The following is a 4,522-nucleotide window of genomic DNA, read 5'->3' as shown; positions in this document are numbered from 1 at the left end:
CAGCTCCGTGTCGAGGGCCGAGTCGACCGCGAGGCCGCGCTCGTCCTCCGACAGCGTCAGCGTTCCGGCCGCCGAGCGGGACACCACGTAGTACGAGTCGTGGTCGATCAGCATCCGGGCGTCCGACTCGGTGAGGGTCTTAGCGAAAGCCCCGGGGGCGATCTCCTCGTAGAACCCCCACCGCAGCGGGTTGCCGATCGCCGTCCGCGAGTTGAACACGGACGCGTACCCGGCGAACCGCTCGCCGCCCTCGTCGTCAGCGGCCCGCAGCGCGAGGCCGGCCTCGGTCAGGGAAAGGCGGCGCTGCTCAGCGGCGCCGGTCGTCTTCGTGGGCATCATCGCCCCCTTCCTGGTCAGCGTGGTCGGCCATCAGGCGGCGCGCCTCGGCCATGAGAGCGGCCGCGCGAGCGGGAACGTCCCCGCCGTTCTCGGCCAGTGGATTGGAGCCCAGAGGGGCCATGAACGTCGGCTGCAGGTAGGTGTTGCCCTCGTCGCCCGGGATCGGCGGCATCTCCTCCAGCACCCGGATGTCGTTCGCGGACATGACGCCCGTGTCCCGCATCGCCCGGTAGTACGTCGCCCGCGCCGAGCTGTCACCGCGGAGTAGCCCCTGCAGCGCGTAGTGCGCGTACTCCCCGGTCGGCAGCAGTTCCTTCGTGATCCGCTGCTCCGTCGGTGCCAGCCACGTCGGGCCGAGGTCGAAGGTGACCCAACCCTGCGCCTGCTGCTCCAAGCCGGTGCCCCAGCTGGTGGACTTCGCTGTCTCCATGAGGAGGAACAGCGGCACGCCGAACATGCGGGCGATCTCGGTGATCTGGAACTCGCGGGACTCCAGGAACTGGGAGTCCTTCAGCGGCATGGCCACGGGCTTGAAGCTCGCGCCGGAGTCCAGGACCGCGACCTCGTGGGCGTTCTGGATCCCCGAGATCTTCGCCTGCCAACGGGACTTCAGCGCCGCCGCCTGCTCGGGAGTCAGACGGGCCTCGGTCTGCAGGACGCCGGACACCATGTTCCCGGAGCCGAACAGCTTGGCCGCCCCGGACTCGGCAGCCTGCGCCAGGCCGATGCCCTGCGCCGCCGCCCGCACCGGCGAGCAACCCGTCACCCCGTCGTACCCCAGGCCGGGGATGTGTAGGACGTCGCGGGGCGTGAGCACATGCTGCTCGCCCCAGTCGTCCGTGACGCTGAAGACCTTCCCCGCAGGGTTGTCCGCCGTCGGCCGCACTCGGCCGACCTGCACCCGGTCCGGCGACAGCGGCCACAACTCCCGCACCTGCCCCGACGCACCGCCCCGCAGCTTCTGCAGGTACGCGTTCCCCCACAGCACCCGATGCACGAACGCCAGCCGCCACAACTCCAGCGGCGTCAAGTCCGGATGCGGATTCTCCAGCAGCGTCGACGTGGTCCGGTCCTTCGTCCCCGTCCGGTACGTGTGCAGCGGCAGCGCCGCCGACACTCCCGCGATCACCGCGACCGACCGCCACACGGCCGGCATCTGCAGGCTGGACTTCTCCGACACCTGCACCCCGGCGTCGGTCCGCGGCCCGCCCATCCAGTCCAGCAGCGAGGCGTCGGTCAGCGGCACGGCCGGGTTCTCCAGGGACCGCCGCTCGAACAGGCCGAAGAGGCTCACGGCTCATCTCCCTTCCGGCTGGTGCTCGTGGCCCGCTCGACTGCCAGGACGCCCAGCAGGCCGCCCAGGACGAGCGCGGCCGGCGTGTAGACGAGGGCGACCCCCGCGAGGGCGACGAGGACGAACAGGATCTCCAGGACGTACAGCAGCTTCACCACAGGTTCGGCGCCCCTTCCGGCTCCTCGACCTCCGCGCCGAGCCCCCAGCGCGCCAGCGTGGCCGCCACCAGCGGGCTGATGTCCACTCCGACCCCGCGCCGGGCCCATGCCCACGCGTCGCCGAGGGGGCGCTTCTGCGCGCCGGCGAGGGCGACCGCGAGCGGTGCCTGGTCGAGGTGGCTGATGCCCTGCTCCACGACTGCGTCGTAGAACTGGCCGGTGGCGTCCGCGATCTGCCGCGCCTTCGGCTGCACCACCTCGACGCCGAGCTCGTCGGCCAGGTCCTCGATGAGCGACCCGGCCGGCCCGCCGCCATCGACGACCCAGCAGCGCGGCTTGTGCCGCTCGTGCAGCTCCTTGGCGCGCTCCACGACCCAGCCCATGCCGGGCCGGTGCTCAATGACCTCGACGTGCGTCCCGCCCCGCCACGGCCCCGCCACAGCGATTGCCGCATGGGAGCGCTCGGGCGTTGCGTCGATCGCCATCGCGATCGGCCCGTCCGGCCGGGACTTGGCGTCGGCCAGTGACCGCCAGGCGTCCTCTCCGATGACCTGCCACGTCTCCGCCCCGTCGACCGGGTAGTCCCCGACGCCGAGGCGCTCCCGCTCGAAGATGCCGCCCGAGCCCATCGACAAGCGCTCGTTGCGAACGTGCTCCGCCGTGATCCGGATCCCGAGCGCCGGGTTCGCCTGCGCCCACGACGCGGGGTCGTCGGGGTCGGCGTGCTCGGCGCAGGACGGGCCGCACTCGGCCCGGTGCGGGTCGACCGACCACTCGAAGTAGGCGAGGGACGGATCCGGCTCCCCGGTCTCCACAGCGGCCAGCGCGCGGGCCCGCAGGCGGCCGAGCTGCACCGACGGAGCGCCGATGCCGGCCGAACCGAGGTACCAGATCTGCGGGTTCGGCACGGCCGACATGGTCGGCATGAGCGCGCCCATGGCGTCGTCACCGAGGATCATTGCCTCGTCGAGGATGTTGCAGTCTCCGGTGAAGCCGCGGCCGGAGCCGCCGGAGCGGGCCAGGAACCGCAGTACTTGCCCGGTGACGAGCTCGATCGCTTCCTCACCGGTCGTCCGCCGTACCCGCAGCACACGTTTCCGCAGGTCAGGGCAGCCCATGACGAGTTGCTCAATCCGCTTGAACGCCACGATGCTCGTCTTGAACTCGTGCGCCGAGTGCAGGATCAGCTTCTCGCCGAGGAGGAACAGGCCGGCCAGCTGGCGGGCCTCGATGATCCCGCCCTTCCCGTTCTGCCGCGGGACGTTCACAGCGACCTCGAATGCGGACCATCGGCCGTCGGCCCGCTCCGACAGACCCATGTCGAGGACGTGCTGCTGCCACGGGTCGAGTTGCAGACCTGCCAGTGCCGCCAGCTCGACGGCCTCTTGGCCGGAGGACGACAGCCGCGACGCTGGGACGGTTGTGATGCGGGGGGTCTGGCAGCCGGCAGGGTCAGGCGCCGCGGCGGGCGGCGCGTCGAGCAGTGAGGTCATCGACGCCGTCCCCCTCCTTGACGGCCGGGGCCAGCGCCCGCAGCGTCTTCATCGCGGCGCCCAGTTCGCGAGCCACCACAGCACGAGCCGTGGGCGCGTCGGTCTCGTCGAACGTCTCTGCCAACTTCAGCACCAGCTCGGCCTGGCCAGGAGCCACCGCGGCAACGCCAAGCTGCTCGATCTCGGCTCGGATCTCGTCAGCGACCACATCGCCTCCTCAGCCGATTAGCGCGAGCTGCTGGCCACCGCGGGCCCCCTTGGCGCTGTTGCACACGAAGTGCGCCAGCTGCACGTTCGCCCGGGTGTCGTCACCGCCCTTGGACACAGGCACGACGTGGTCGATCGTCGGCGCCTTCGGATGCGGCACCTGCCGCCCCATCGCTACCCGGCCGCCACACAGCTTGCAGCGGCCACCGTCGCGCTCCGCTATCTCCGCCAGCGTGTACGGCTCCGACATCCCGCCACGCTTTGCCGCACGCCGCCGACGGTTCTTCGCCTGCCAGTACAGCCGCTGACGCTCCAAAGCCTCGGTCGACCGGCCACGTGGCCCGGAGCCGGGCTTGTTGGAGGCAGCGCACGCCTGCGAGCACCAGCGCTGCTCGCGCGCGTACTTGTGGTACTCCGCCCCGCAGCTCTTACACTGCGCGACCGCTCGGCCTGCCTTCCTCTCGGCCCAGGGGCGCTGCACGGACAGGGACGTCCGGCGCTTCTTGCCGCACGGCTCACAGCGAAGGCGAGCGCGGCCACGAGTCCGCTGCTCTCCCGTGGCCCCACAGTCGATGCAGGTGAAGGACTTGACATTGGTCATGTTCGTCTCCCGGAAATGCGGAAGGCCCGAGCCGGGAGACTCGGGCCTTCCTGCCCGCCGTGATCGGCGACGGGTGATCAATGGAGGTGACGCAGGGTGATGTCACGGAGAGTGACGCCGCTAATTGGGTTTGATCTTGAATTCGGGTCAAGATCGTCTTTCAAATCGATCACGCGCAAAACCGGGAGACAAGGGCTTTTGGGTCGCCCGCTCCGGCGCTGAACTTTTGATCCACTCTCCCCCTGGCGAGCCTGGATCAGCGCCGATCGGAGATCGTTTCTGTTGCGTCGAGCGAGCGCTTGCGGGGTGTAGCGGGGCCGCCGTCGGGCTGGTTGCCCGCTGTCACCACTGCCTGGATGTCTGGGGCATGACGTCCTGCGCCTGGGGCCGGCGCTGCCGGTACCAGCGGGTGGCGACCCGCTGCATCTCG

General features: G+C 70.6%; 6 protein-coding genes. All 6 read right to left on the bottom strand.

The features are described 5' to 3' along the window. Positions 1–336, bottom strand: a 336-nt coding sequence (locus VIU94_RS36140; RefSeq protein WP_331918134.1) for an HK97 family phage prohead protease, incomplete at its 3' end; no start/stop codon positions are given. Beyond that, a complete protein-coding gene (locus VIU94_RS36135) occupies positions 308–1,633 on the bottom strand; it encodes a phage portal protein (protein WP_331918349.1) in 1,326 nt (441 codons plus the stop codon). The genes VIU94_RS36140 and VIU94_RS36135, both read right to left, overlap by 29 nt. Further along, positions 1,630–1,791: a hypothetical protein gene (locus VIU94_RS36130; protein WP_331918347.1), complete on the bottom strand. Its 162-nt coding sequence runs from the start codon at positions 1,789–1,791 to the stop codon at positions 1,630–1,632. Before VIU94_RS36130 ends, VIU94_RS36135 begins: the two co-directional genes overlap by 4 nt. Continuing rightward, positions 1,785–3,284 carry a terminase large subunit domain-containing protein gene (locus VIU94_RS36125; RefSeq protein WP_331918345.1) on the bottom strand — a complete coding sequence of 500 codons (1,500 nt, stop codon included), beginning with the start codon at positions 3,282–3,284 and terminating at the stop codon, positions 1,785–1,787. The genes VIU94_RS36130 and VIU94_RS36125 overlap by 7 nt, the downstream gene beginning before the upstream one ends. Next, entirely contained in the window at positions 3,244–3,492 is a 249-nt protein-coding gene (locus VIU94_RS36120; RefSeq protein ID WP_331918343.1) for a hypothetical protein, read from the bottom strand. Before VIU94_RS36120 ends, VIU94_RS36125 begins: the two co-directional genes overlap by 41 nt. Positions 3,493–3,501: 9 nt before the next feature. Beyond that, positions 3,502–4,092, bottom strand: a complete 591-nt coding sequence (locus VIU94_RS36115; protein ID WP_331918341.1) for an HNH endonuclease — start codon at positions 4,090–4,092, stop codon at positions 3,502–3,504. Positions 4,093–4,522 lie beyond the last annotated feature (430 nt).

Origin of the sequence: Streptomyces sp. (genome assembly GCF_036566765.1) — a bacterium.
In the GTDB taxonomy this organism is placed as follows: Bacteria; Actinomycetota; Actinomycetes; order Streptomycetales; family Streptomycetaceae; genus Streptomyces.
This window is presented reverse-complemented; position numbering and strand designations above follow the sequence as displayed.

Excerpts from the sequence above, each read along its gene's own strand:
- VIU94_RS36125 (WP_331918345.1), bottom strand. The coding sequence starts at position 3,284 with ATGACCTCACTGCTCGACGCGCCGCCCGCCGCGGCGCCTGACCCTGCC.
- VIU94_RS36115 (WP_331918341.1), bottom strand. The coding sequence starts at position 4,092 with ATGACCAATGTCAAGTCCTTCACCTGCATCGACTGTGGGGCCACGGGA.